The sequence below is a fragment of the Halopseudomonas yangmingensis genome (assembly GCF_900114825.1).
Classification (GTDB): domain Bacteria; phylum Pseudomonadota; class Gammaproteobacteria; order Pseudomonadales; family Pseudomonadaceae; genus Halopseudomonas; species Halopseudomonas yangmingensis.
In genome coordinates, this window is the sequence record NZ_FOUI01000002.1 from 210825 (window position 1) to 233329 (window position 22505).

At 61.8% G+C, this 22505-nt stretch carries 19 protein-coding genes and 1 pseudogene; 7 read left to right on the plus strand and 13 right to left on the minus strand.

Going from position 1 to position 22505, the window contains the following annotated elements; translation table 11 throughout:
* Window positions 1–191 precede the first annotated feature (191 nt).
* On the plus strand, window positions 192–533 hold the full coding sequence (locus BMZ23_RS03190) for a zinc ribbon domain-containing protein YjdM (protein WP_093472624.1): 342 nt from the start codon (window positions 192–194) through the stop codon (window positions 531–533).
* 54 nt (window positions 534–587) lie between these two features.
* Here BMZ23_RS03190 and BMZ23_RS03195 read toward each other — a convergent pair whose 3' ends face one another.
* The 5 genes and pseudogenes from BMZ23_RS03195 to lnt form a co-directional block, all read right to left on the minus strand.
* Entirely contained in the window at window positions 588–1304 is a 717-nt protein-coding gene (locus BMZ23_RS03195; protein ID WP_093472627.1) for a YebC/PmpR family DNA-binding transcriptional regulator, read from the minus strand.
* A 75-nt stretch (window positions 1305–1379) separates the two neighbouring features.
* On the minus strand, window positions 1380–2075 hold the full coding sequence (locus BMZ23_RS03200) for an anaerobic ribonucleoside-triphosphate reductase activating protein (protein WP_093472631.1): 696 nt from the start codon (window positions 2073–2075) through the stop codon (window positions 1380–1382).
* Complete coding sequence (gene nrdD / locus BMZ23_RS15275) at window positions 2072–2230, minus strand: anaerobic ribonucleoside-triphosphate reductase (RefSeq protein ID WP_093472634.1); 159 nt, start codon at window positions 2228–2230, stop codon at window positions 2072–2074. Before nrdD ends, BMZ23_RS03200 begins: the two co-directional genes overlap by 4 nt.
* Before the next feature lies 1 nt (window position 2231).
* A pseudogene (locus BMZ23_RS03210) lies at window positions 2232–3953 on the minus strand (ribonucleoside triphosphate reductase); the annotation flags it as partial.
* Window positions 3954–4151: 198 nt separating this feature from the next.
* Window positions 4152–5747, minus strand: a complete 1596-nt coding sequence (gene lnt, locus BMZ23_RS03215; RefSeq protein WP_177197207.1) for an apolipoprotein N-acyltransferase — start codon at window positions 5745–5747, stop codon at window positions 4152–4154.
* A gap of 148 nt (window positions 5748–5895) precedes the next feature.
* Here lnt and BMZ23_RS03220 point away from each other — a divergent pair, with 148 nt between their 5' ends.
* The gene (locus tag BMZ23_RS03220) at window positions 5896–6792 is read left to right on the plus strand and encodes an acyltransferase (RefSeq protein WP_093472644.1); all 897 of its coding nucleotides are present in this window, start codon (window positions 5896–5898) and stop codon (window positions 6790–6792) included.
* Between the two features lie 3 nt (window positions 6793–6795).
* Here the strand turns inward: BMZ23_RS03220 and BMZ23_RS03225 are convergent, their stop codons facing one another.
* Complete coding sequence (locus tag BMZ23_RS03225) at window positions 6796–7122, minus strand: TraR/DksA family transcriptional regulator (RefSeq protein WP_093472647.1); 327 nt, start codon at window positions 7120–7122, stop codon at window positions 6796–6798.
* Between the two features lie 225 nt (window positions 7123–7347).
* Between BMZ23_RS03225 and BMZ23_RS03230 the strand changes: the two genes are divergently transcribed.
* The 5 genes from BMZ23_RS03230 to BMZ23_RS03250 all read left to right on the plus strand — a co-directional run bounded on the left by BMZ23_RS03230 (window position 7348) and on the right by BMZ23_RS03250 (window position 14556).
* The gene (locus BMZ23_RS03230) at window positions 7348–8349 is read left to right on the plus strand and encodes a response regulator (RefSeq protein WP_093472653.1); all 1002 of its coding nucleotides are present in this window, start codon (window positions 7348–7350) and stop codon (window positions 8347–8349) included.
* 13 nt (window positions 8350–8362) lie between these two features.
* The gene (locus BMZ23_RS03235; RefSeq protein ID WP_093472658.1) at window positions 8363–9319 is read left to right on the plus strand and encodes a sensor domain-containing diguanylate cyclase; all 957 of its coding nucleotides are present in this window, start codon (window positions 8363–8365) and stop codon (window positions 9317–9319) included.
* A gap of 64 nt (window positions 9320–9383) precedes the next feature.
* The gene (dbpA, locus tag BMZ23_RS03240; RefSeq protein ID WP_093472662.1) at window positions 9384–10763 is read left to right on the plus strand and encodes an ATP-dependent RNA helicase DbpA; all 1380 of its coding nucleotides are present in this window, start codon (window positions 9384–9386) and stop codon (window positions 10761–10763) included.
* 25 nt (window positions 10764–10788) lie between these two features.
* Window positions 10789–12609 (plus strand): SLC13 family permease, encoded by a 1821-nt coding sequence (locus BMZ23_RS03245; RefSeq protein ID WP_093472667.1) that lies wholly within the window; start codon window positions 10789–10791, stop codon window positions 12607–12609.
* Between the two features lie 105 nt (window positions 12610–12714).
* Complete coding sequence (locus tag BMZ23_RS03250; RefSeq protein WP_093473128.1) at window positions 12715–14556, plus strand: diguanylate cyclase; 1842 nt, start codon at window positions 12715–12717, stop codon at window positions 14554–14556.
* Between the two features lie 132 nt (window positions 14557–14688).
* Here BMZ23_RS03250 and BMZ23_RS03255 read toward each other — a convergent pair whose 3' ends face one another.
* From BMZ23_RS03255 to tkt, 7 genes are all read right to left on the minus strand, one after another.
* Complete coding sequence (locus BMZ23_RS03255) at window positions 14689–15783, minus strand: PQQ-dependent sugar dehydrogenase (protein WP_093472670.1); 1095 nt, start codon at window positions 15781–15783, stop codon at window positions 14689–14691.
* A 24-nt stretch (window positions 15784–15807) separates the two neighbouring features.
* The gene (locus tag BMZ23_RS03260; protein ID WP_093472673.1) at window positions 15808–16281 is read right to left on the minus strand and encodes a hypothetical protein; all 474 of its coding nucleotides are present in this window, start codon (window positions 16279–16281) and stop codon (window positions 15808–15810) included.
* Between the two features lie 52 nt (window positions 16282–16333).
* A complete protein-coding gene (locus BMZ23_RS03265; protein WP_093472676.1) occupies window positions 16334–16612 on the minus strand; it encodes a hypothetical protein in 279 nt (92 codons plus the stop codon).
* Between the two features lie 56 nt (window positions 16613–16668).
* Entirely contained in the window at window positions 16669–17733 is a 1065-nt protein-coding gene (gene fba, locus BMZ23_RS03270; protein ID WP_093472678.1) for a class II fructose-bisphosphate aldolase, read from the minus strand.
* A gap of 47 nt (window positions 17734–17780) precedes the next feature.
* Window positions 17781–18941: a phosphoglycerate kinase gene (locus tag BMZ23_RS03275; RefSeq protein ID WP_093472680.1), complete on the minus strand. Its 1161-nt coding sequence runs from the start codon at window positions 18939–18941 to the stop codon at window positions 17781–17783.
* A gap of 364 nt (window positions 18942–19305) precedes the next feature.
* Window positions 19306–20340 carry an erythrose-4-phosphate dehydrogenase gene (gene epd, locus BMZ23_RS03280; protein WP_093472682.1) on the minus strand — a complete coding sequence of 345 codons (1035 nt, stop codon included), beginning with the start codon at window positions 20338–20340 and terminating at the stop codon, window positions 19306–19308.
* A 94-nt stretch (window positions 20341–20434) separates the two neighbouring features.
* Window positions 20435–22435 carry a transketolase gene (gene tkt / locus BMZ23_RS03285; RefSeq protein WP_093472685.1) on the minus strand — a complete coding sequence of 667 codons (2001 nt, stop codon included), beginning with the start codon at window positions 22433–22435 and terminating at the stop codon, window positions 20435–20437.
* Between the last annotated feature and the right edge of the window lie 70 nt (window positions 22436–22505).

Sequence of the window (22505 nt, forward strand, 5' to 3'; positions counted from 1 at the left end):
CCAGCATAGTATCAGGGCCGTCTGCGACAATGCAGGTCGCAATCCACCGGCGCAAAGCTGATCAAATAGCTGTTATGCCAACGCGGTCACCGATGACTTGGCCAGCTATGCCGCCCGGCAGCGGTCGCAATTTGTTACAATCGCCGGCTTCTGCGGCACCGATCCGCCTTACCCACGACCCAGGAGCCGAGATGAGCGACTTCCCCGCCTGCCCGCAATGCCAATGTGAATGGACCTATAGCGACGGCAACCTTTTGATCTGCCCCGAATGCGCCCATGAGTGGAGCGCCGACGCCGTCAGCGCAGACGCCGATCAGCAGCGACAGATCCGCGATGCCAACGGCAACCCGCTGGCCGATGGCGACACTGTGACGGTGATCAAGGACCTCAAGGTCAAGGGCAGCTCGTTGGTGGTCAAGGTTGGCACCAAGGTGCGCAATATCCGCCTGGTGGATGGCGACCACGATATCGATTGCAAGATCGACGGTATCGGTGCGATGAAGCTGAAGTCGGAGTTCGTGCGCAAGGCCTGAGAGGACTTAACAGCACAGCGCGACCGCCAACGGCGGTCGCTGGCTGGCAACAACTCAGAACTCGGCGTTGTGGTAGACGTTCTGCACGTCGTCGAGATCGTTGAGCATGTCCATGAACTTGTCGAACAGGGCGACATCCTCACCCTCGATGGTGCAGCTGGTCTGCGGCAGGAACTGGATCTCGTCGACCGCAAAGTCGATATCACCCAGCGCATCGGTAAGCGCCTGCTTGGCCTTGGCATACTCGGTATTGGGGGTGAATACGGTGATCTTGCCGCCTTCGTTCTCGATGTCGGTGACATCCACGTCGGCTTCCATCAGCGCCTCAAGGACCTTCTCCTCGTCATCACCGGCAAAGCTGAAAATCGCGCAGTGGTCAAACATGTGGCTGACGCTGCCCGGGGTACCCATCTTGCACTTGGTCTTGGTAAAGCAATGGCGTACATCGGCGATGGTGCGGTTCGGGTTGTCGGTCAGGCAATCGACGATGACGATGCAGTTGCCCGGACCAAAACCTTCGTAGCGAGCCACCGAGAAATCTTCACCACCAGCGCCCTTGGCCTTGTCGATGGCCTTGTCGATCACGTGGGCGGGAACCTGGTCCTTCTTGGCGCGCTCGATCAGGCCGCGTAGCGTCAGGTTGCCGGACGGGTCCACGCCACCAGACTTGGCGCTGACGTAGATCTCGCGGGCATACTTGCTGTACAGCTTGGTCTTCATGTCGGCCGTCTTGGCCATGGATTCCTTGCGGTTCTGAAAGGCGCGCCCCATAAACTGGATTCCTGTTGCGGATTGAAAATGGTGCCGGGAATTCTACCCCAGCAGGGCGGCAAATTCGTGCTTTTTTCAGCGCACCTGAAACGCCTCAAAGCCACAGCCGAGTTGCGCCCACAGCGGCGCGAGTTCCTCATCAGCGATACTCTTGCCAAGCGCAGGGTCAAGCATGCGGTCACTACGCACCGGCTGCACCACCCAGTGCCGCACGCCAAGCCCGCGCAAGTGCTGCGCCAGTTGCCGCAGCGACTCGCCATTGGTTTGCTGCCAATGCACCGTGGTACGGCACTCGAAATTCACGCCGGAGGCCAGCAACAGATCCAGACTGGTCCAGTTGGCCTGCGCCGCGCCGCTGCACCCAGTCACGGCGTCCACCTGTGAGGGCAACCCCTTGATGTCGAAGCCGACCCAGTCACACAGCGGCAACACCCGCTGCAAGGCCGTCGGCTTGATACCTGCAGTATGCAGTCCGACCTTGAAACCCAGCGCACGCACCTGCCGCATGGCCTCACCCAGCATTGGCTGCAAGGTGGCTTCACCGCCACTGAATACCACGGCATCCAGTAAGCCCTGACGCTGCTGCAAAAAGGCCAGAACATCGTCCCAGCCCAGACCCGGACGACTGGCACGGGCGGCTAGCAGCTCCGGATTGTGGCAATAGCCGCAGCGCCAGGCACAGCCCTGGCAGAACACCACGCAAGCCAGCAATCCCGGGTAATCGATGGTGGTCAGCGGGGTTAACCCGCCGACCTGCACGCCATGGCTCATCCGCGCACACTGGCCTGTTCGCGGAACGGCAGGCGTTCGCGGTGTTCGGACTGCTTGCCTGGATTGAAGGCACTCACCGGGCGGTGATAGCCCATCACCCGAGTCCAGACTTCACAGGGCTGACGCAGTTCGTTGGGCAGTTGGTTAACGTTCATTTCACGCTCCTTGGGTTACGTTTGTGGGGGTATTGGCAGTTGCACTACGCTGTCGCGCCAGCAGTTCCTGGTCGCACAGTGGGCAATAGGGGTGCTCCCCGGCCAGATAGCCATGTACCGGGCAGATGGAAAAGGTAGGGGTTACCGTCAGGTACGGCAGCCGGTGACGGCTCAAGGCACGCCTTACCAGTGCCATGCAGGCCTCGGCGGAAGAAATCCGCTCGCCCATGTACAGATGCAGCACAGTCCCGCCGGTATAGCGACACTGCAGCTCGTCCTGCAGCGCCAACGCCTCAAAGGGGTCATCGGTATGCCCCACCGGTAATTGACTCGAGTTGGTGTAGTAGGGTGCCTGCTGCGTGCCGGCCTGAAGAATCTGCGGCCAGCGCTTGCGGTCTTCACGGGCGAAGCGGTAGGTGGTTCCTTCCGCCGGCGTGGCCTCCAGGTTGTACAGATTGCCGCTGCGTTGCTGGAACTCGACCAGCCGGGCACGCACGTGATCCAGCAGGGTCAGTGCCAGCTGCCTCCCCGTGGCGGTATGAATGCCCTCACGGTCGCCACTGTAATTGCGCAGCATTTCGTGCAACCCGTTAACCCCCAGGGTCGAGAAATGGTTGCGCAGGGTGCCCAGATAACGCTTGGTGTAGGGGTACAGCCCCTGCTCCATATAACGACCAATCACCTCGCGCTTGATTTCCAGGCTCTGGTAACCAAGCTCCAGCAACTGATCAAGGCGCGCCAGCAGCCCGTCCCAGTCACCGGCATGCAAATAGCCAAGCCGCGCGCAATTGACAGTTACCACACCCAGTGAGCCGGTCTGCTCGGCTGAGCCGAACAAGCCGTTACCCCGCTTGAGCAGTTCCCGTACATCCAGCTGAAGTCGGCAGCACATCGAGCGCACATGATTGGGCTTGAGTTCGGAGTTCAGGAAGTTCTGGAAATACGGCAGGCCGTAGCGCGCGGTCATATCGAACAGCAACCGGGCATTCTCGCTGTCCCAGGGAAAGTCCTCGGTGATGTTGTAGGTGGGAATCGGGAAGGTGAACACCCGACCCAGTGCATCCCCTTCCTGCATCACTTCGAGAAAGGCACGGTTGATCAGGTCCATTTCCGGCTGCAACTCGCCGTAGCTGAAGGGCATTTCCTCGCCAGCAATCACTGGTATCTGCTCGCGCAGGTCCTCCGGGCACACCCAGTCGAAGGTCAGGTTGGTAAAGGGCGTCTGGGTACCCCAGCGTGAGGGCACATTCAGGTTGTAGATAAACTCCTGCATGGCCTGACGCACCTGCTCAAAATCCAGGCCTTCACGGCGCACGAAGGCTGCCAGGTAGGTATCGAAGGAACTGAAGGCCTGGGCACCGGCCCACTCGTTCTGCAGGGTGCCAAGAAAGTTGACCATCTGTCCCAGCGCGGTACTCAGCCGCTTCGGCGGCCGCGCCTCGACCCGCCCTGGAACACCGTTGAAACCTTCGTGCAACAGGGTGCGCAGCGACCAACCGGCACAGTAGCCGGCGAGGATGTCGAGATCATGGATATGCAGATCAGCCTGGCGATGTGCCTCTGCTACCTCAATCGGATAAATCTCGTCGAGCCAGTAATTGGCAACCAGCTTGCCGGCACTGTTCAGTACCAGGCCACCCAGTGAATAGCCCTGATTGGCATTCGCCTGCACCCGCCAGTCAAGGCGGTCGAGATACTCGTTGATAGCCCCGGCAACCGCCACGCTGCGGGCCATGGGGAGCTTTACTGTTTCTGAAAGAGACGCATTCATTCACACCATCCTGTGTTTTTTTTAAACATAGACACAATATGTTGTGCACTATAGCGTCGAACACCGGGATCGCCTTGACCAAAGTCAAAAAGCGCCAACAGGCCGCAAGGGCCTGTGACGCCTGTCGAAGAAACAGAAAAATACAGGGGATCAGCGACGGCGCAGCAGCGCCACGGACACCATCAACAGCAACAGCGCATTCATCACCTGCGGCACCAGCCAGGGATAACGACTGTAGAAGGAACCGCCGGATTCGGCAGAGAACGGCAGATCCACCAGGAACTCGCCCACCTCGAAGGCCGGGGCACGGAATACCGGGCGACCACTCGGCAGCGTCACTACGGACGGGCCGTTATTGATCAGATGCACCATGGGCACGCGGTTTTCCACGCCGCGCACCACCGACATGGCAGCATGCTGCAGCGGCTGGGTGGTCTGGCCGAACCAGCCATCCTGGGAGACGAACAGCATCAGCTTGCCGGCCCCGTCAGCGCCGATACCCTCGGCCATGAATTCCGGAAAAGCCGTTTCGAAACAGATGCCGGGTACTACACGCATGCCGTTGATATCAAATACCACCTGACGCTCACCGGCACCCAGCGGACGCAGGAAATCTCCAAAAAAGCGCTCAGTGACCCTACGTATTCCCGGCAAACTCCAGACCCTTGGCAGGTACTCGCCAAAGGGCATCAGTTTTACCTTGCGATAGACATCCGCCAGCTCGCCACGCTGATTGAGCCAGGCAAGACTGTTGTAGGCTTTGGGCTGACCATCCTCCCAACTGCGTTCGACGTCATGCAGCAGTAAATGGAAATATGCATCGCCCACTTCCTGCATATAACGCATTCGTACGCTGTTCAACTCGAAATAGCCCTTGTAGCGGGCCTCAGGCCAGGCCACCCACTCGGCGCCCGCCTTGGCAAGACGCAGGCTGGCGGCCAGTTCCGGAGGATATTCGCGTGTGTAACCCTCACGAGGAGCGGGAACAGCAATACTGACCGGATCATTTGGCTGAACCAGGCCAATTCGCCGGGTGTCCCAGCGCTCGGTCTGTGCATCCCAGTACTGCAATCGCCACCAGCCCCCGACAAACCAGACCAACAGCAACAGCAGTGCCAACATGTCCGGCCACCAGGGCAGGCGCTCGCCAAGCACCCGGCGCCATTGACGCCAGACCAGCACACCGGTCATCACCATCAGCGCATCCAGCCCCTTGGCCCCGACCAGTTCAACGCCCTGTAATGCCAGCGGATACCAGGCCTGGGTTTCGGCAAAGTGCATGTGGAACAGCAGAGGGAAGTAGCTCAGGCTGAGCGTGACGGCCACAGGAAACACCAGCAGGGCACTGTTCGGCAAGCGCATCCACAGCCAGCGCGACAGCACACAGGCCAGCGCCAGTGCCAGTCCGGCCCAGGCCCAGAAAAGCGCTGCAAGCACTGCGGACAGCAGCAGGCTAAACCCGTGAAGGTTGATGGCAAAATCGATCAACCAGTAACTGGCAAGCGCGAAGGACAACACCCCGCTGACCCAGCCAACCAGCATGGCACGTTTCAGAGAGCTTCCATTGAGCGCCATCAGCAAAGGCACCCAGGCCAGCCAGCCAAGCCAGGCCAACTCAGTGCGCAACCACGGCAAACCCATCAGCAAGCCGGCCAACAAGGCCAGCAACAACGCATGCCGCAGCCCCAGTGGCTGCGGCAAGGGGGCCCGGTCAATGATCAGGTGGGAGTGGTAAGCGGGGCGCAAGGGCTGCTCCGGTTGTTTCGGCCAAGCCTCAGTATGCGCATGTCTAGCGTACTCGGAGCAATCGCCTTTTCGGGTCACAATGGCTGCCATCCACGGCAAAAAGTCGCTATCCTCCGGACATGTTCCACAGCCTCAGACGGATGTTCCGATGCCCCACTGGCTGACCGGCACCCTGACGTGCCTGCTGATTTTGCTGAACACCCTGGTAGGCATAGGGCCAATGCTGGTTCTTGCCCTGATCAAGGTGCTGATCCCCTATCGCCCGGTTCGACGCTTTTGCTCTCGCTGGGTAATGTGGATCGCCGAGAGCTGGGCAGAGATCAACAAGGCAATTTTCGCTCTGCTGCTACCAACCCACTGGGATATCCGCTGCGATACACCGCTGCACCCCCAGCATTCCTATCTGGTGGTCAGCAACCACCAGAGCTGGGTGGATATTCCGGCACTGGTGCAGGCATTTAATCGCAAGACACCTTACTTCAAGTTCTTCCTCAAGCGCGCACTGATCTGGATTCCCTTTATCGGCCTGGCCTTCTGGGCTCTCGACTACCCGTTCATGAAGCGCTACAGCAAGGAGCACCTGGCCCGGCGCCCGCAGGATCGTGGCAAGGATCTGGCAATCACCCGGCGGGCCTGCGAGAAATTCCAAGACATTCCGGTTACCGTGGTCAACTACCTGGAAGGCACCCGTTTCACCCCCGCCAAGCGGGCAGCCCAGCAGTCACCCTACCGCTATCTGCTCAAGCCCAAGTCGGGCGGCATCGCCTTTGTGATGGCGGCGCTGGGTGAGCAGATGAAGGATCTGCTGGATGTCACCATCATATACCCGCAAGGAAAACCACCAGGCTTCTGGGCATTGGTAAGCGGCCGCGTTGACCGGGTAATCGTGGATATTCGAGCGCGCGATGTGCCGTTGCCGTTGTTTCATGGTGACTACGAGAACGACCCGCAATTTCGTGCCGCGTTCCAGCAGTGGGTCAACCAGCTGTGGCTGGACAAGGACCAGTTGATCGACGAACTGCGACGCGAGACCGGGCTGGACTGAATCTCAGCCCGGCTCGGCGCGGGACGCACAATCGATGCACATCAGTGCATCCGGCATCGCCTCCAGGCGGGCAGCGGCAATCTTCTCGCCACAACCGCTGCAAAGGCCATAACTGCCATCCTGCAAGCGCTGCAATGCCGACTCGGTCTGTCTGAGACCCTCTCGCGCCTCCAGCAGCAAAGCCTCCATCACTTCGTCATTTTCACGTTCCTGAGCCTGCTCGCCGCTGTCAGCCGGATATTCCCGCGTAAGATCCCGCTGCAGTGCCTCAATACGCTGGCGATACTGTTGCTGCTGCTCCTGCAGCCGGGCCAGTGTCTGTTCAGTCATATTTCTCTCCCCCGCATGATGGTCATGTGATCAGTCTAGCCCTTACGACCACCTGCGCACTGATCAACGTCAACTCCAGGCTGACAAGTGGCCATCAATCTGCCTTGATTGACTCTTCTCAAGTCAGTAATAAGTTGTCATGCTTGGTGCACTGCCGGATCAGGGCCAGCGCGCCCACCAACAAAACAGCACAACAACCGGCCAGTCGAGCACAAGGACATTCAGGTGAGCAGTATTCCGCTGGTCGTCTGTGACGACTCCAATATGGCCCGCAAGCAGCTGATCAGGGCGCTGCCGTCAGCCTGGCCATTTGAAATAACCCAGGCTACCAATGGCCTGGAAGCGCTTGAGGCGGTGCGTGCCGGCAAGGCTCAAGTCATGCTGCTTGACCTGACCATGCCAGAGCTTGACGGCTACGGCGTACTGGCTGCCCTGCGCGAAGAAGACCTGGCGGTCAAGGTCATAGTGGTTTCCGGCGACGTGCAGGAAGAGGCGATGCGCCGGGTCAAGGCTCTGGGTGCCCGCGACTTTATCAAGAAGCCGGCCGACCCGATGCAGCTTGCGGAAGCACTGGATACCCTGGACATGCAACTGCCTGCAGCCACAGAGTCCAGCCCTCCCCCTGCTCCGCTCAAACTGCCGGATGTCAGCTTCCGTGACGCATTCCGCGAACTCTCGAATATCGCCATGGGCCGCGCTGCCGAACTGCTGGCACGGGTGCTCAAGGTATTCATCAAGCTGCCGATCCCCAACGTCAATATCCTTGAGGTCGGCGAACTGCACATGGCACTGGCCGATGCCCAGAGCGACGAAAAGCTCACGGCGATCTGCCAGGGCTATATCGGCAGCGGCATTGCCGGCGAGGCTCTGCTGATTTTCCACGACTCGGAAATAGACGATGTGGCGCGCCTGCTGAATACCAGCAAGGATGAAAGCGCCCAGCTGGAAATGCTGCTGGATCTGGCCAGTATCATTATAGGTGCCTGTCTGAACGGCCTGTCCGAGCAGCTCAACCTGCAACTGTCACAGAGCCACCCGATGGTGCTTGGGCAGCACTGCCCGATCGATGACCTGATCCGTATCAACCAGCGGCGCTGGAAACGCACCCTGGCTGTGGAAATCAGCTACGGACTGGAAGACCACGACATCCACTTCGACCTGCTGCTGCTGTTCACCGAGGACTCGGTGCCGCGCCTGCGGGAAAAGATCAACCACCTTATCGGCTGAGCGGAAACACAGGATGGCGGCACAGATTGATATCAACGAGCTGCACTGGCTGCTGGACATTGTCCAGAGCATGGACGTCGGCGTGGTGGTACTGGATCGCGACTACCGCGTGGAGGTCTGGAACAGCTTTATGCAGAATCACTCCGGACTGGATGGCGGCGACGTCATGCAACGCTCGCTGTTCGAGCTGTTCCCGGAGATTGACCGCAGCTGGCTGACCCACAAGGTGGAAACCTCGGTGATGCTCGGCACCCGCGCCTTCACCATCTGGGAACAACGGCCCTACCTGTTTCCGTTCAACAGTTACCAGCCGATTACCGGGCTGGCTGACCAGATGTACCAGAACGTCACCATCCTGCCGCTGCGCAGCAGCAACGGCGCTACCGACCATGTCTGCCTGATTGTCTACGACGTCACCGGTGTGGCAGTGAACAAGCGACAGCTGGAATCCGCCAATCTGCAATTGCGCGAACTGGCTGACCGTGACGGCCTCACCGGGCTGCTCAACCGGCGTTTCTGGGAAAGCTGCCTGAAGAAGGAGTTTGCCCGTCACCAGCGCTATGACCGCACCGCCAGCATGGTGATTTTCGATATCGATCACTTCAAGTCGGTCAACGACACCTACGGTCACCAGTTTGGCGACGACGTAATTCGCATGGTGGCGCAGATCACCCGCGAACATGCCCGGGAAAGCGACTTCGCCGGCCGCTACGGTGGCGAGGAGTTTGTGGTACTGCTGCCAGACACCGACCTGCAGGGTGCCGCGCACTTTGCCGAGCGCCTGCGCAAGGCGATCGAAACCCGCGCGCTGGATTTCCAGGGCCAACCGAAAAACTTCACTGTAAGCCTCGGAGTTGCCAGTCTGGAGCCGGAGATGCAGGCCCACCAGCAACTGATCGAGAAGGCCGACCAGGCGCTGTACCGCTCCAAGGAAAGCGGACGCAACCGCACCACCCTGGCTTGCGAGTGACGCAGGCCGGCGCCGGACGCGCCGCCCTGCTACACTGTCGCGCCAGACCATGAGGCGCCACCCTGTGACTTCCAGTTCCTTCGCCACCTTGCCCCTGTCCGACGCCCTGCTACAAAGTCTGGCGGAGCTCGACTTCCCGCAGATGACCCCGGTGCAGGCCGCCACGCTGCCACTGATACTGCGTGGCGACGATTTGATCGCCCGCTCGCGCACCGGCAGCGGCAAGACCGTGGCCTTCGGTCTGGGCCTGCTGAATCCGTTGAACCCGGCGTTTTTCGGAGTACAGGCGCTGGTACTCTGTCCAACTCGCGAATTGGCCGGACAGGTCACCGACAGCCTGCGTGCCCTGGCCCGGAGGCTGCCGAATATCAAGATGGTCAGCCTGTGTGGCGGCACTCCCTTCGGCCCACAGGCCGCCTCACTGGAACAGGGCGCGCATGTGCTGGTAGGCACCCCCGGACGGGTACTGGATCACCTGCAACGCGGCACCCTGAAGCTCGACCACGTTAACTGTCTGGTGCTCGACGAGGCCGACCGCATGCTCGACATGGGCTTTGCCGACAGCATCGCCGAGATCATCGGTCATACCCCCTCGCGTCGCCAGACCCTGCTGTTTTCCGCCACCTACCCGCCGGGCATCGAATCGCTGGCCGCACGCTACCTGCGCAACCCGCAGCAGGTCAGCATCGAGGCGGAGCCGCAAGACAACCGTATCAGCCAGCGCTTCTTCGAGGTCAGCGCCGAACAGCGTCTGCCGGCAGTGCTGCGCCTGCTGGCCGCCGAGCGACCGCAGCCATGCATTGCCTTCTGCCACACCCGACAACAGTGCCAGCAGCTGCAGCAACTGCTGAATGCCAACCGGGTCAGCGCCCTGGCCCTGCACGGTGACATGGAGCAGCGCGAGCGCGATCAGGTACTGGCGATGTTTGCCAACCGCAGTTGCAGCGTACTGGTCGCCACCGATGTCGCTGCCCGCGGTATCGACATCGAAGACGTCGCTGCGGTGATCAACGTCGAACTGTCTCCTGACCCCTCAGTGCACACCCACCGTATCGGTCGTAGCGGACGGGCGGGCAAGGCCGGTCTGGCGCTGAGTCTGGTGGCACCGGCAGAACAGGGGCGGGTACGCAATATCGAACAGCAACTCGGCGAACCACTGCAGTGGCATGATCTGGAGCGTCTGCCAGAATATATCGACCCGCCGCTGCTGGCACCGATGCGCAGCCTGGAAGTGGCCGGCGGACGCAAGGACAAACTGCGCCCCGGCGATCTGCTTGGCGCCCTGACCGGCGACGCCGGACTGCCGGGCGATGCCATCGGCAAGATCAGCATCGGCGACCATCAGGCGCTGGTGGCGATCCGCTGGGATCTGGCCCGCGACGCCTTGCAGCGACTGGAGCAGGGCAAGATCAAGGGCCGCCGCTTCAAGGTGCGGCTGATCTGAGCAACAACCCAGAGAGCCCGAACGGATGCAACAGGACCAGCTGCTGACCTTCGCCATTCTCGGTATCACCATAGGCTTGTTCCTCTGGGGCCGGTTGCGCCACGACGTGGTGGCACTGATGGCCTTGCTGGCCTGTGTTTTGCTAGGCCTGACCCCGACCGCCAACGCCTTCGACGGCTTCGCCCATCCGGCGGTGATCACCGTTGCTGCGGTACTGATCCTCAGCCATGGCCTGCAGGTTACCGGCGCAGTGGAGGCCATGGCGCAGAAGCTGCTGCCACGCCAGGGCGGCGTGCTGCTCGGCTGCAGCGCCCTGACCCTGCTTGGCGCGCTGCTCTCGGCCTTTATGAACAATATCGGTGCCATGGCACTGCTGATGCCAATTGCCATGCAACTGGCGCAGCGGCACGCCCTGCCGCCCGGCAAGATCCTGATGCCACTGGCCTTCGGCACCATCCTCGGCGGCATGACCACGCTGATTGGCACCCCGCCCAACCTGATCGTTGCCGGTTTTCGTGCCGAGCAGGCCGGTAACGGCTTCGGCATGTTCGACTTCAGCCCGGTTGGCATAGTGGTGGCGCTGTGCGGCATTCTGTTTACCGTGCTTGCCGCGCGCTGGCTGGTACCGGAACGGCGCAAGCACGACGCTGCCAGTTTTGATACCGGCAGCTACCTTACCGAGGTACATATCGGCCAGGGCAGCAAGGCCGCTGGCAAACATCTGGGCGAAGTCGAGCGCTGGCTGGATGACAGCGATGCCCAGATCGTCGGTCTGGTTCGCAACGATTTCCGCGTTACCGCACCGCACCCCGGCCGACTGCTGCAGGACGGCGACATTCTGGTGATCGAGGCCGACCCCGATGATCTGGGTGCGGTACTGACTCTGCTTGGCCTGAAACTGGAAGAGTCGGTTCGCCCGGAATCCACCCCGGCTCCTGAAGACAGCGAGATAGATGACAGCCCGCCAGCAACCCGCACAGAGCGAGCCGAGGACATCACCCTGCAGGAACTGGTGGTGCAACCCGGCTCGCTGCTGAATGGCCGCAGTGCCAGTGATGTGCAGATCCGCAGCCGCTTCGGCATCAACCTGCTGGCCATCTCGCGGCAGGGGCATCGTTCCATACGTCGGCTGCGCTGGACCGAGTTGCATGCCGGCGACGTAATTCTGATGCAGGGCCCTGCGGAAGCCATCAGCGGTTTTGCCAGCGAGTTTGGCTGTGTGCCGCTGGCCCAGCGCAGCATTCTGATTCCCAACCGGCGCAAGGCGATTACCAGCGTACTGATCATGCTCGGCGCCATAGTGCTGGCTGCCAGCGGCCTGCTGCCGGCCGCACTGGCCTTTACCGCCGGCGTGCTGGGTTTCATGCTGAGTGGCGTAGTGCCGTTACGGCGCATCTATGAGGCGGTGGACTGGCCGATCATCGTACTGTTGGCGGCGTTGCTGCCGCTGGCCGGCGCCATGGCCAGTACCGGCGCCGCCGACCTGCTGGCGAAAACCCTGCTTGAACACCTGGCTCAGGGCAGTCCGGTGCTGGCACTGGCGCTGGTACTGGTGGTCACCATGAGCCTCTCGGACTTTATGAACAATGCCGCCACCGCCGCCGTGATGTGCCCGATAGCCCTGAGTGTTGCCGCCCAGTTGCAGGTCAATCCGGACAGTTTCCTGATGGCCGTGGCAATTGGTGCCTCCTGCGCCTTTCTGACACCAATCGGCCACCAGAACAACACGCTGATTCTTGGCCCCGGCGGTTTCCGTTTCGCTGATTACTGGCGTTTGGGACTGCCACTGGAGCTGGTGGTAGTGGCTGTCAGCGTACCCATGCTGCTATGGGTTTGGCCACTCTAGGCGATTGGTCATTTGACGCTGGCATCCTGCCTGCCTATAGTCAGCGCATGCCCAGTATCGGAGCCTTCCGTACCGATTCAGGCAACCTCATGGATGACAACCCGCGTGCCCAGTTCGCAGTCCTCTCAGCGCTTCTGCCTACAGCTTCTGGCCCTGCTGTGCCTGTTGCTGGCCGGCCTGCTGCCCGGAGCCCAGGCCAACAGCCAGGTGCTGCAACTGGACGCCAGCGAAACCCGCATCAGCCTGCTGCCCTGGATCAGTTACCTGCGCGATCCGCAGGGCGAGCTTGAACTGCAACAGATCATTGCTGCCGACGACAGCTTCCGCCACGCCGGCCAGCGCAGCGACATCAACTTTGCCTATACCAGCGACCATGCGTGGTTACGCCTGAACCTGCAATCGACAGCAACGCAAACCAGCCGCTGGGTACTGGAAATGCAGTACCCCTCGCTTGACCGGGTCTGGCTCTACGACCCGCAGCAGGGTGATCGGCCGCTGGCGGTGGCCGGCGACGTCATCCCGCGGCTGCAGCGCAGCATGGATCACCTGAGCCCGGCCTTCACTCTGGAGCTGCAACCGGGCGAGCAGCGCACCCTATACCTGCGCGTCAGCTCGGCGGGCAGCATGACCCTCGACAGCGTCCTGTGGAGTGAGGCGGAGTTCCGCTACCAGAGCAACAACAGCTACCTGATGCTGCTGGCCTATTTCGGCATGGCGCTGGCACTCGGCTGCTACAACCTGTTGCTGTTTCTGGTGCTGCGCCAGGCCAGCTTCGGCTACTACGTGCTGTTTGTAGTGACCCTGGCCGGCGCGGTGATGGCGGTCAACGGTACCGGCCCACAGTTCATCTGGCCAAATGCCGGTGAAGCCGGTAACCGCATACTGCCGCTATCCTTTACCCTGGCCGCGACCTTCGCCCTGCTGTTTGCCCGTGCCTTCCTGAATACCCGTGAACTGGCACCCGGCTGGGACTGTCTGCTGCGCTGGGCCGCCGCGCTGGGCGCATTCGCCAGCCTGCTGACACTGTTGCTAAGCGTGCGCGCCGCCCTACAACTCATGTCGATCAGCGGCCTGCTGATCACCCTGTTGATCATGGCCTGCGGTATCCACTGCATGTGGCGTGGCCTGCCCGCCGCACGCATCTTCGTGCTGGCCTGGTGCATCCTGCTCGGCGGCGCACTGGTGCTGGCCCTGCGCAACTTCGCGCTGATTCCCTCCAACTTCCTGTCGGTGTATGCCATCCAGATCGGTTCGGCACTTGAGCTGCTGCTGCTGTCGCTGGGTCTGGCGGCACGTTTCAACGAGATTGAACGACAAAAAGAACAGGCCCAGCTGGCACTGCTGGAATCCATGCAGGTGCATGAAATGCAGTTGGAGCAGGGCATCGCCGAACGTACCGAAGCGCTGCAGCAGGCCAATGCCCGCCTGGAACAACTGGCCCTTGAGGATCCGCTGACCGGACTGGCCAACCGCACTGCCCTGGGCAATCACCTGCAGCAGGCCATGCTGCGCACCAGCAGACGCGGCGACCTGTTGGCCCTGCTGATGATGGATCTGGACGGCTTCAAGCCGGTCAACGATCGCCTGGGCCATGACTGCGGTGATCAGGTGTTGGTCGAGGTCGCCGTACGTCTGCGCGAGGTGGCACGCAAAAATGATCTGGTGGCACGCATGGGTGGCGACGAATTCGTCATCGTCTGCGAGAACATCGCTGATATCAACGCGGCCAGGGACTTGGCAGAACGTATTCTGCAGGCCCTGCAGCAGCCGATGAAACTGGGCTGCAGCGACCAGATCCGGATAGCCGCCAGCATCGGCATCAGTCTGAGTGACGGCCTGCAACCGACCGCCAGCACTCTGCTCAATCAGGCGGACCAGGCCATGTACCGCAGCAAGCGCGACAGCCGCGAGCCGATCAGCCTGTTCAGCGAAACACCCAGTGCCTGAGGTAATTGTCGCCAGGATGTCGATGGCGGCAGCCGGACCGTGCCCAGCCAGGGAAGGCTGGGCACGAGCTTACAGGGACGTACTTGCGGCGTGTCCGGCAGCTGCCATCGACATTCGGAGCGACCTGATCCGCTAGCGGCTGATCCGCAGCACCCGGCCCTGCGGGCTGTCGGTCAACAGATGAATTGAGCCGTCGGCGGCCACCCGCACATCGCGAATGCGCTCACCCAGCTCGCTGAACAGGCTTTCCTGCTCACGCACCTGCAGGCCATCCAGGCTGACCCGGCGCACATGCTGGCCGGCCAGGGTGGACACCAGCAGACTACCCTGCCACTCGGGGAACATCTCACCCTGGTACAGCGCCATGCCGGACGGCGCAATCGAAGGCGTCCACTGCAGCAGTGGCTGCTGCAGCCCCTCCATTTCGCTGTAGGGACTGATCACCGCACCACTGTAATCAACGCCATAGGTGATCTTCGGCCAGCCATAGTTGTTGCCCGACTCAATCAGGTTCAGCTCATCACCACCGCGTGGACCATGCTCGTGCGCCAGCAGCCGATGGTTGGCGGCATCCCAAAGCACACCCTGCACATTGCGGTGGCCAATGCTATACAGCTCGGGCCTGACGTCAGCCTGACCGACCCAGGGGTTGTCCCCGGGCACACTGCCATCGCGGTTCAGTCGCACGATGGAACCCAGGTGATTGGCCGGATTCTGGGCTTCTTCACGGTGGATAAAGGCATCGCCCAGAGTCAGCACCAGCGTCTGGTCCGGCAGGAAGGCAATGCGCCCGCCATAATGGGCACCACCGCGCTTGGCAAACTCGGCGCGGAAAATTTCCTGAACATCCTGCAGAGTGCCATCGACCAGCCGGGCGCTGGCCAGGCAGGTGTTGTTGGCCTCGACAGTGCCGCAGGCATAGCTGAGAAACAGCCGTCGATTCTCGGCAAATTCGGGGTCCAGCGCCACCTCCATCAAACCACCCTGACGCTCAACCAGCACCGACGGCACGCCGTTCAGTGGCTCGGCCTGCAGACGACCCTCGGCATCGATCAGCCGCAACCTGCCGGCACGCTCGGTGACCAGCATGCCACCCTCCGGCAGGAAAGCCAGTGACCAAGGAAATTCCAGCCCCTCAGCCAGCGTCTCAACGCGGTAATCAGCGGCATGTGCGGTCAGCCCCAGCCCCAGCCCGGCGATCAACAGCGCGCTTTGCAATGCTTTCATCGAAATGCCTCCTCAGCCTGTCACTCAACCCAGAACCCTGAGCCCCTTGCGTTTTTTCGGGCGGGTCAGGCGCGCAAACACTGCGCTGCCAATCCCCACCGCGACCATCATCGCCAGCAAACCACCGACACCACGGGTGGCTGCGATAAATACCGGCATCGGTAGCAACCAGTCGGCAATATCAAAGGCCACCTTGATTCCCACTGCCCCGGCCAGAAAGTACAGGGTGCCGCGCCACGGCCGGAAGATCCGTCCCAGCCCCTCAGCCGCCGGCAATGCCAGCAGCAGGGTCACCGCGACCATCACGGCAAACAGCGGGGCAAAACCCAGCAGGTCATGGATACTGGTTTGCAGTCTGACTGCCAAGGGTATCTGTGTATCGATCAGTTGCAGTGCCGCCAGATTGAACTGGGTCTGCACCAGCGAGCCGAGCACGCTGGCCAGCAACACGGCCAGCAGATAAAACGCGACTACGCGCAAAATTGACAAGAATTTCATGGTGTCCTTCCAGCCACAGGGGATATGCCTGCACCCAGGCGCATCCGCAAAATCATTCGCCGCTCGCGGGCAGTTCCGGCAGGTTGCGCAGCGCCTGCTCGTAGGCTGGCAGGTCAAACGGCTGGTCGTTGTCCAGCATCAACCCAATGCTGTGTGCCAGCACCTCGGCCATCAGCGACAGCGCCTCGTCACGCGGGTAACCGACCAGCGTCAGCTTGTTCAGGGTTGCCTGGGCCGCCGCCGGCTGGCCCTCGGCCAACTGGTTCTCGATGGCTTCCAGCAGTTTCTGTTCGGTGAACAGCTCGTCGCCGTCCTCGTCACTCTCATGCATCGATGTGCTCCCGCCAGAATTGCAGCGGGACGCCATCTGGCGCCCCGCTGACCGGCTCAGTGGATCTTCGGTTCCAGTTCCCGCGCCTCGTAACGCTGGAACATTTTTTCCAGCGACAGCGGACGGATCTTGCTGGCCTGACCGGCACAGCCAAAGGCCTCGTAGCGCGCCATGCAGATATCGCGCATGGCATCCACGGTTTTCGCCAGGAACTTGCGCGGGTCGAATTCACTGGGATTTTCGGCGAGGAAGCGACGCACCGCGCCAGTCGAAGCCAACCGCAGGTCGGTATCGATATTGACCTTGCGCACCCCGTACTTGATGCCCTCGACGATCTCCTCGACCGGCACGCCGTAGGTTTCCGGAATCTCGCCGCCAAACTGGTTGATCACCTTCAGCCATTCCTGCGGTACCGAGCTGGAACCGTGCATCACTAGGTGGGTGCCGGGAATCCGCTCATGGATTGCCTTGATCCGCGCAATATCCAGAATGTCGCCGGTCGGCGGGCGGGTGAACTTGTAGGCGCCGTGGCTGGTGCCGATAGCAATCGCCAGCGCATCCACATGGGTAGCCTTGACGAATTGCGCGGCCTCTTCCGGATCGGTGAGCATCTGGCTGTGATCCAGCGTGCCCTCGGCACCGATACCGTCCTCCTCACCGGCCTGACCGGTTTCCAGGCTGCCCAGGCAACCCAGTTCGCCTTCCACCGACACGCCACAGGCATGCGCCATGTCGACTACCTGACGGGTCACCCGCACGTTGTAGTCGTAATCCATCGGGGTCTTGCCATCCGGGCCGAGCGAGCCGTCCATCATCACCGAGGAAAAGCCCAGCTGGATCGAGCGCTGGCAGACTGCCGGACTGGTGCCGTGGTCCTGGTGCATGCACACCGGAATATGCGGAAACTCCTCGATTGCCGCCAGGATCATGTGCTGCAGGAAGGGCGCGCCGGCGTACTTGCGGGCACCCGCCGAGGCCTGCAGGATCACCGGCGCGTCGGCATTCGCCGCCGCTTCCATGATCGCGCGCACCTGCTCGAGGTTGTTGACGTTGAACGCCGGTACGCCGTAGCCGAACTCGGCGGCGTGATCCAGCATCTGACGCAGACTGATCAGGGCCATCTGGTTATCTCTCCGTATCGGTAAATGGGTTCAAGCCAGGGCGCGCCTCAGCGCGCCCGCTGCTGCAGAATCTCGACCGCCGGCAGTACCTTGCCCTCGACAAACTCGAGGAAAGCACCACCACCGGTGGAAATATAGGAAATCCGTTCGGCCACGCGGTACTTGTCGATCGCCGCCAGGGTATCGCCACCGCCGGCAATCGAGAAGGCCGGGCTATCGGCAATCGCTTCGGCCAGCACCCGGGTGCCATTGCCGAACTGGTCGAACTCGAATACGCCAACCGGGCCATTCCACAGGATGGTGCCGGAGGCCTTGAGCATTTCGCCAAACATCCGCGCCGTCTGTGGGCCAATGTCCAGAATCATATCGTCGTCGGCGACATCGGCAATCGCCTTGACGGTCGCCTCGGCATCCTCGGCAAACGCCTTGGCCACCACCACATCGACCGGCAGCGGCACACTGACCTTGGCCGCAATCGCCTTGGCGATATCCACCAGGTCCGCCTCGCACAGCGACTTGCCAACCTTGTAGCCGGCAGCGGCAAGGAAGGTATTGGCAATACCGCCACCAACGATCAGCTGGTCGCATTTCTCCGCCAGGGCATTCAGCACGTCAAGTTTGGTCGATACCTTTGAGCCGGCGACAATCGCCAGCATCGGCCGCGCCGGCTTGTCCAGCGCCTTGGCCAGCGCCTCCAGCTCGGCCGCCAGCAGCGGGCCGGCACAGGCCACCCTGGCAAACTTGGCCACCCCATGGGTCGAGCCCTGGGCGCGGTGGGCAGTGCCGAAGGCATCCATCACGAACACATCGCAGAGCGCCGCGTATTTCTGCGCCAGCTCATCGGTGTTCTTCTTCTCGCCGTTGTTGAAACGCACGTTCTCCAGCAGCACCAGCTCACCCGGCTGCACCTCGACACCCTCCAGGTAGTCGCGCACCAGCGGCACCTCGCGTCCAAGCGCCTCGCTCAGGTAGGCGGCCACCGGTGCCAGGCTGTTCTCCTCGCTGAATACGCCCTCCTCGGGACGCCCCAGGTGCGAGCAAACCATCACCGCCGCGCCCTTCTCCAGCGCCAGCCTGATGGTCGGCAGGGATGCCAGGATGCGCGCATCGCTGGCCACCTTGCCGTTCTTTACCGGCACGTTCAGATCTTCACGAATCAGCACGCGCTGGCCCTTGAGATCCAGCTCCTGCATGGTCAATACGCTCATTTCTGGCTCCTCGGTTAAATCAAAACATCAAACTTTAGCGGTAAACAGACTGCACAATCTTCGCCGGTGCTATTGCCAGTGCCCTGTTGTGGACCGTCGATAGCCTGGATGGCTATCGTCGAGCGCCCATGGACGGGTTCACAGCGTGTCCACAACAGGGCACTGGCAATGGCACCTTGCACCGACAAGGCAGCGCCGACAGCGTGCCAGCCAGATCGTCGATGACCCGCTCTGGACACGCTGCAAGTACGTCCCTGTAAGCTCGGCGATAGCCATCCAGGCTATCGACGGTCCAGAGCGGGTCATCGCCAATCTGGCACTTCGCACTCTGCAAGCCGGACAAAAACCGCACCAAGCGACACACTCAACCGCAACGCCGCAACCAATACCCCGCCACATCCAGCATGCGGTTGGCAAAGCCCCACTCGTTATCGAACCACACCAGCAAATTCACCATGCGCGGCCCGGACACCCGAGTCTGACTGCCATCGACAATCGCCGAATGCGGATCATGGTTGAAATCGCAACTGGCATGCGGCAACTCGGTATAGTCCAGCAAGCCGGCAAACTCGCCCTCGGCCGCCTCACGCAGCAAGGCATTCACCTCAGCCGCCGTGGTATCACGGGCGGTTTGCAAGGTAATGTCCAGCGCCGACACATTCAGCGTCGGCACCCGGATCGCCTTGGCCTGAATGCGCCCGGCCAGCTCCGGCAGCAAGCGCTCGATACCCCGCGCCAGCCCGGTCGACACCGGAATCACCGACTGGAATGCCGAGCGGGTGCGGCGCAAATCCTCATGGTGATAGGCATCGATCACCGGCTGATCGTTCATCGCCGAATGAATGGTGGTGATCGACACATAGTCCAGCCCAATCCGCTCGTTCAGCAGCTTGAGCAGCGGCACCCCGCAATTGGTAGTACAGGAGGCGTTCGATACCAGCCGCTGCGCGCCATCCAGCTGCTGATGGTTGACCCCGAACACCACGGTCGCATCCACCGCCTGCTCATTGGCCATCGGTTGCGAGAACAGCACCCGCGGCACCCCGGCGTGCACAAAGCGCAAGGCCTGCTCACGGCTGGTGTACTGACCCGAACATTCCAGCAACAGGTCGACGCCCAGCGCCGCCCAGTCGATCAGCTCCGGCTCCGGCGCACGCAGCACCTTCACACAGTCGCCATTGATATGCAGGCAGTCACCCTCCACGCTCACCGCACCGGGGAAACGCCCATGGGTCGAATCGAAACGGGTCAGGTACTCGACACTGGCCTGATCAGCCAAATCGTTCAGCGCCACCACCTGCAAGCCATCGCCACCGCGCTCATACAGGGCGCGCAACACACAGCGCCCGATACGGCCGTAGCCGTTCAGCGCGATGCGATAAGGACGAGGTTGGGTCATGGCAGCAGGCTCCGCCTGGCTGCAAGCTGCAAGCTGCAAGCTGCAAGCAGTCAGAGCACCGCTTGTAGCTTGAGACTTGAGGCTTGCCGCGGTTTTAGTCTTCCAGCAACTCTTCGGCGACGGCCAGCAGGTTATCGAGGGTAAAGCCGAACTCCTCGAACAGCGCCGGCGCCGGGGCCGATTCGCCGAAGCTCTGCATGCCGATAATGCGGCCATCCAGACCCACGTACTTGTACCAGAAGTCGCTGTGCGCCGCCTCGATGGCGATCCGCGCACCCACCTCCAGCGGCAGGACCCGCTGCTTGTATTCGGCATCCTGGCGGTCGAATACGCTGGTCGAGGGCATCGACACCACGCGCACCCGGCGACCATCGACGCTGAGCTTTTCATAGGCATCCACCGCCAGCCCGACCTCCGAGCCGGTGGCAATCAGGATCAACTCCGGCTCACCGTCGCAGTCCTTGAGGATGTAGCCACCACGGTTGATATCCGCCAGCTGCTGCAGATCGCGGCTCTGGTGGGCCAGATTCTGCCGCGAGAACACCAGCGCGCTGGGGCCGTCGGCGCGCTCGATGGCGAACTTCCAGGCCGCCGCCGACTCGACCGCATCGGCCGGACGCCAGGTATCCAGATTCGGCGTGCCGCGCAAGCTGGCCAGTTGCTCAATCGGCTGGTGGGTCGGGCCGTCCTCGCCGAGGCCGATGGAGTCGTGGGTGAATACATAGAGCACGCGCTGTTTCATCAGTGCCGACATGCGCACCGCATTGCGGGCGTACTCCATAAAGATCAGGAAGGTGGCGCCGTAGGGAATGAAGCCACCATGCAGGGCGATACCGTTCATGATCGCGCTCATGCCAAATTCGCGCACCCCGTAGAACAGGTAATTGCCGCTGGCATCGTGGGCCTCGACACCCTTGCAGCCCTTCCACAGGGTCAGGTTGGAGCCGGCCAGGTCAGCCGAACCACCGAGCAGCTCCGGCAGCAGCGGGCCAAAGGCATTCAGGCTGTTCTGACTGGCCTTGCGGCTGGCGATGGTTTCGCCCTGGGCGGCCACCTCGGCGACATAGGCGGCAGCCTTCTCGGCAAAGTCAGCCGGCAGCTCGCCGGCAATGCGCCGCTTGAACTCGGCGGCCAGCTGCGGATGGGCCTGGGCATAGGCGGCAAAGCGCTGGTTCCACTCGGCCTCACGCTCGGCACCGGCAGCACGCGCATCCCACTCGCTGCGGATATTCTCGGGAATCTCGAAGGGCGCATGCGGCCAGTTCAGCGCAGCACGGGTGGCGGCAATCTCGTCATCACCCAAGGGTGCACCGTGGCACTCTTCCTTGCCCTGCTTGTTCGGCGAACCGAAGCCGATCACCGTCTTGCAGCAGATCAAGGTCGGTTGCTCGAGGTTCTTGCGCGCGGTATCAATCGCAGTCTGGATTTCCTCGGCGTCATGGCCGTCGACATTGCGAATCACCTGCCAGCCGTAGGCCTCGAAACGCTTGGGCGTATCGTCGGTGAACCAGCCCTCGACCTCACCGTCGATGGAAATGCCATTGTCGTCATAGAAGGCTATCAGCTTGCCCAGGCCCAGGGTGCCGGCCAGCGAGCAGACCTCGTGGGAAATCCCCTCCATCATGCAACCGTCACCGAGGAACGCCCAGGTGAAGTGGTCAACAATGTTATGGCCGTCACGGTTGAACTGGGCCGCCAGCATCTTCTCGGCGATAGCAAAGCCCACCGCATTGGCAATGCCCTGACCCAGCGGACCGGTGGTGGTCTCGATGCCCGGGGTGTAGCCGTATTCGGGGTGACCCGGAGTCTTGCTGTGCAGCTGGCGGAAGTTTTTCAGGTCATCGATCGACAGGTCGTAGCCGCTCAGGTGCAGCAGCGAATAGATCAGCATCGAGCCGTGGCCGTTGGACAGTACAAAACGGTCACGGTCTGCCCACTGCGGGTTGCCCGGATTGTGCCTGAGGTGGTCGTGCCACAGCACCTCGGCGATATCGGCCATGCCCATAGGCGCGCCGGGATGGCCGCTCTTGGCTTTCTGCACGGCATCCATGCTGAGGGCACGAATGGCATTGGCACGATCACGACGGCTGGACATGGGCAACTCCTGTGGTTGGCTTGCATGATCACTGACCGACGACGCCGGCCACAAAGCCCGGCATTTTCGC